Source organism: Pseudactinotalea sp. (assembly GCF_048594945.1).
Taxonomy (GTDB): domain Bacteria; phylum Actinomycetota; class Actinomycetes; order Actinomycetales; family Beutenbergiaceae; genus Pseudactinotalea.
In genome coordinates this window covers 1-3,964 of the sequence record NZ_JBMDXJ010000162.1, presented here as the reverse complement: position 1 = coordinate 3,964, position 3,964 = coordinate 1, and the positions used below count along the sequence as shown (strand labels likewise).

General features: G+C 70.9%; 4 protein-coding genes. 2 read left to right on the top strand and 2 right to left on the bottom strand.

Features of this window, described 5'->3' with window-relative positions:
* Nucleotides 1–1,136 (bottom strand): dynamin family protein (locus tag ACOJSN_RS07420; protein WP_420111867.1); only part of this gene is annotated, 1,136 nt, incomplete at its 3' end.
* A gap of 8 nt (nt 1,137–1,144) precedes the next feature.
* Complete coding sequence (locus tag ACOJSN_RS07415; RefSeq protein WP_420111866.1) at nt 1,145–2,041, bottom strand: LysR family transcriptional regulator; 897 nt, start codon at nt 2,039–2,041, stop codon at nt 1,145–1,147.
* An 83-nt stretch (nt 2,042–2,124) separates the two neighbouring features.
* Between ACOJSN_RS07415 and ACOJSN_RS07410 the strand changes: the two genes are divergently transcribed.
* Together ACOJSN_RS07410 and ACOJSN_RS07405 are read left to right on the top strand one after the other, a co-directional pair.
* The gene (locus ACOJSN_RS07410) at nt 2,125–2,835 is read left to right on the top strand and encodes an aspartate/glutamate racemase family protein (RefSeq protein ID WP_420111865.1); all 711 of its coding nucleotides are present in this window, start codon (nt 2,125–2,127) and stop codon (nt 2,833–2,835) included.
* A gap of 121 nt (nt 2,836–2,956) precedes the next feature.
* Nucleotides 2,957–3,964, top strand: a 1,008-nt coding sequence (locus ACOJSN_RS07405; RefSeq protein ID WP_420111864.1) for a DEAD/DEAH box helicase, incomplete at its 3' end; no start/stop codon positions are given.

Below are 3,964 nucleotides of genomic sequence, written 5' to 3'. Positions count from 1 at the left end.
GCCTGCTGCACCTCGTCCTCACGCTTGGGTCGACCGGTCACGAAGGCACTGATCGAGTCCCGGATGCGACCGACGCGGGACTCCAGACCCCGGAAGAACTCACCTGTGCCGATGAAGTCCTGCCAGCGTGCGAGCACCTCCCCGCGCAACAGTGCGCCGTCGCCGAGCGCCTCCACCACGCCGTCGCTCCGGTACGCCGCCTCCACCCGGGTGCGCAGCTCGTCCCGCGTGGCGGCCTGCGCGTCCACCGCGTCCGCGAGCGTGAGCACCTCCTCGGCGGCGTGCCGGGTGGCGCCGGCGAGGGTGCGCCGCACCACCTCGGACCGCGAGGCGGCGTCGGTCGTGAGCGAGTCGAGCCAGCCACGCAGGTCGGTGACGGCCGACTCCGGGAGGCGACCTGCGCCGTCGAGCGCTTGCTCCTGCAGCAGGAACAGAGGGGCGTTCGCGAGCCCCTCCCGACCCAGCATCTGATGGAGGTCGTACGCAACCTCGTCGAGGACCTCGGGCGGGACCCGGTCCAGCACGATGGCGACCACCACGTCGCGCTCGGAGGCGCCACGCAGCAGTGACCAGGGCACGGCGTCGGCGTACCGGTTCGCCGTGGTGACGAAGATCCACAGGTCGGCAGCGGCGAGGAGCTGGGCGGCCAGCTGCCGGTTGCTGTCCACCACGGAGTCGACGTCGGGGGCGTCGAGGAGCCCGAGCCCCTGCCGCACTCCCTCGTGCGCGACGAGGCGGAGCGCGGACTCTGCGGTGGGCTCGCCCTCGGAGGAAGAGGCCGTGCCGTCGCCCTGCACGCGCGGCAGACTGGGCAAGATCCGCAGATCGGCGAACCAGCGCTCGTCGGCCGGATGGTGAATGAGCACTGGGTCGCGCGTGGTCGGCCGAAGCGCGCCGGGCCGGGTCACGATGTCCCCGACCAGCGCGTTGACGAGCGTCGACTTGCCAGCGCCGGTCGAACCGCCCACGACCGCCAGGAGTGGCGCATCGAGGCGCTCATAGCGGGGCACGATGTAGTCGTCGAGCTGGTCGAGCAGCGCATGCCGCGTGGCTCGCGCGTGCTCGGCGCCCGCCACCTCGAGCGGGTAGCTCGCCCCCTCGACGGCGGAGCGCATCCTCGCGAGCTCCGTCTCCATGGGCGAGATCATGCCAGGCCAGCGCCTGCCGGCCGCTCGGACTCCGCCCGCGCGAGCTCCTGCAGCAGCGCGGCTGTGGCCGGGACACTCCGCGCACCACGGTGGTGTAATGCGCCGTAGCGGCGGTGCCCGACGTCGCCGAGGATGCGAACATCCGGGTGCCTGTAGGCCTCGAGCGCCGAGCGGGGCAGCATGGTCACCCCGAGACCGGCGGCCACGAGCTTCTGGACCACGACGTAATCGTCGGTCACGTGACGCACGCGCGGGGTGAAACCAGCGGCGTCGCAGCGCGAGATCGCGTGAGCGCGGCACTGCTCGCAGCCGACGATCCAGTCGGCGTCGGACAGCGCTCGGAGGTCCGTGTCACGGGGTTCCTGGTTCGATGGCAGCACGAGCAAGACCGGCTCCTCGCCCAAGAGCTGCCACTCGACCTCGGAGCCCTCCGTCGGTGGGTCGTCGTACGTGAAGACGAGAGCGACGTCCGCCGCACCCTCAGCGAGCAGCGTGCGTGCCTGCGGGGGTTCGGCCTCGGTGAGTTCGACGTCGATCGCCGGGTGCTCATGTCGCAGGCGCGCCAGGGCAGCGGGCACGAGGGTCGCGGCGGCGGAAGGGTACGCAGCCAGGCGCACGCGACCGCGCCGCAGCGTGGACAGGTCCGCCATCTCCTCGGTGGCCATGTGGAGCTGTGCGGCGACCTCGTCAGCACGGGCCAGCAACACGCGGCCCGGCTCGGTGGGTTCGACGCCGCTCGAGGTGCGTACGAGCAGGGTGCACCCCACGCTGCGCTCGAGCGCGCGCAGGTGCTGGCTGACGGCAGGCTGCGTCCAGCCGAGCTCGCGTGCGGCCGCGCTGATCGAACCCGCGCGTACGACGTCACGGAAGATCAGCACGCGCCGTGGGTCCACAGGGAGACCATAAGTGCTGCTTGGGTCTCATGACAGAAGAACGCGTCTTCCTTTGGGGCTCGCGGAGCACCACCATGGCTGACATGCGCACAGTGGGCCTGATCGGCGGCATGAGCTGGTACTCGACGCTGGAGTACTACCGCGTGATCAACGAAGGGGTGCAGCGCGCCCGCGGTGGCCACGCGTCGGCGCCGATCGCGCTGCAGTCGCTGGACTTCGCGGAGATCCGGGAGTGTCAGCTAGCCGGCGACTGGGAGCGTGCCGGCGCGATCCTGGCCCAGGCGGGGCAACGGTGCGAGAGCGCAGGAGCCGAGACTGTGCTCATCTGTACGAATCTCATGCACAAGGCGGCCCCCGCCGTCGAGAGATCGATCGGTGTGCCGCTGCTCCACATCGGCGACGCCATCGCGGACCGGGCCGACCATGAGGGATGGCACACGCTGGGAGTCCTCGGCACTCGGTGGGTCATGGAGGAGGACTTCTACACCGGGCGACTGCGCGAACGGGGACTGGACGCGCTCGTGCCGCAGGAGTGTGACCGCATCGAGGCAGACCGCGTGATCTTCGACGAGCTGACCCAGGGCGTGGTCACCGAGGCCTCCCGCCGGCGGTTCGTCGACATGATCACCGGGCTGCACGAGAGCGGCGCCGACGCGGTGGTGCTCGGCTGCACCGAGATCGAGCTGCTGGTGCGCCCCGGCGACGTGGACGTCCCACTGCTTGACTCGATGCGGGCCCATGCTGAGGCCGCCGTCACAGTCGTCCTCGCAGACAGCGCGGCGCTCTCCGCGTAGACTCGGTGCTTCCTGCGGTCGTTTCCGTGACCGCCCCGCACTCGCCACTCCCCCGTCATCAGCGTGCGTCCTCATGACCGCGTCCACGGCCCACGGCGAGCTCAAGTGAAAGCCTGCCGCTGTGTCTTCTGTGTCTTCGTTGTCTGCTGAGACGTCCGTGCCCGACGACGTCGCCTCCCATCCTTCCTTTACCGACCTCGGTCTCCCTGAGGCTCTGCTCGAACGGATCGCCCGGCTCGGGTTCGAGCGGCCCACCGAGATCCAGGCAGCGTCGATTCCCGCGCTGCTCGAAGGACGCGACCTCGTGGGTGTCGCCCAGACCGGCACGGGCAAGACGGCCGCCTTCGGGCTTCCGCTGCTGGCGCGGTTGCAGCCTGGCCCGCACGGGGTGCAGGCGCTGGTCCTCACGCCCACGCGCGAGCTCGCGCTGCAGGTGAGCGAGGCGCTGCGCACGATGGCACCGCTCAAGGCGCGCGTGCTCGCTATCTACGGTGGCGCACCGTTCGGACCGCAGCTGCGTCAGCTGACCGAGGGCGTCGACGTGGTGGTCGGTACCCCGGGCCGCGTGATCGACCTGATCAACCGCGGCGCACTCGAGGTCTCCACCGTGCAGACGCTGGTGCTCGACGAGGCCGATGAGATGCTGCGCATGGGCTTCGCGGAGGAGGTCGCCACGATCCTCGAGGGCACCCCGCCCACGCGGCAGACCGCGCTGTTCTCGGCCACGATGCCCAGCGAGATCCGCCGGGTCGCACGGACGCACATGACCGACCCGGTCGAGGTGGCCACCACGCCGTCGGCACCCACCACGACCTCGATCAACCAGACCTACGCCGTCGTGCCCATGAGGCACAAGACCGGCGCGCTGGTGCGGGTCCTGGCGACCACCGATGCCGACGCGACCATCGTGTTCGTCCGCACCCGGCAGACGGCCGAGGACCTCGGCGCCGAGCTGGTCTCGCGTGGCGTCAACGCCGCCACGATCAGCGGCGACGTGCCACAGGCCGAGCGTGAGCGCATCGTCGACCGGCTCCGCACCGGCAACCTCGCGGTCCTGGTCGCCACCGATGTGGCCGCGCGTGGCCTCGACGTGGACCGCATCGGGCTCGTGGTCAACTACGACGTGCCG

What these genes read in the sequence shown, in the direction of transcription:
- ACOJSN_RS07410 (WP_420111865.1), top strand. Translation starts at nt 2,125, where the DNA reads ATGCGCACAGTGGGCCTGATCGGCGGCATGAGCTGGTACTCGACGCTG.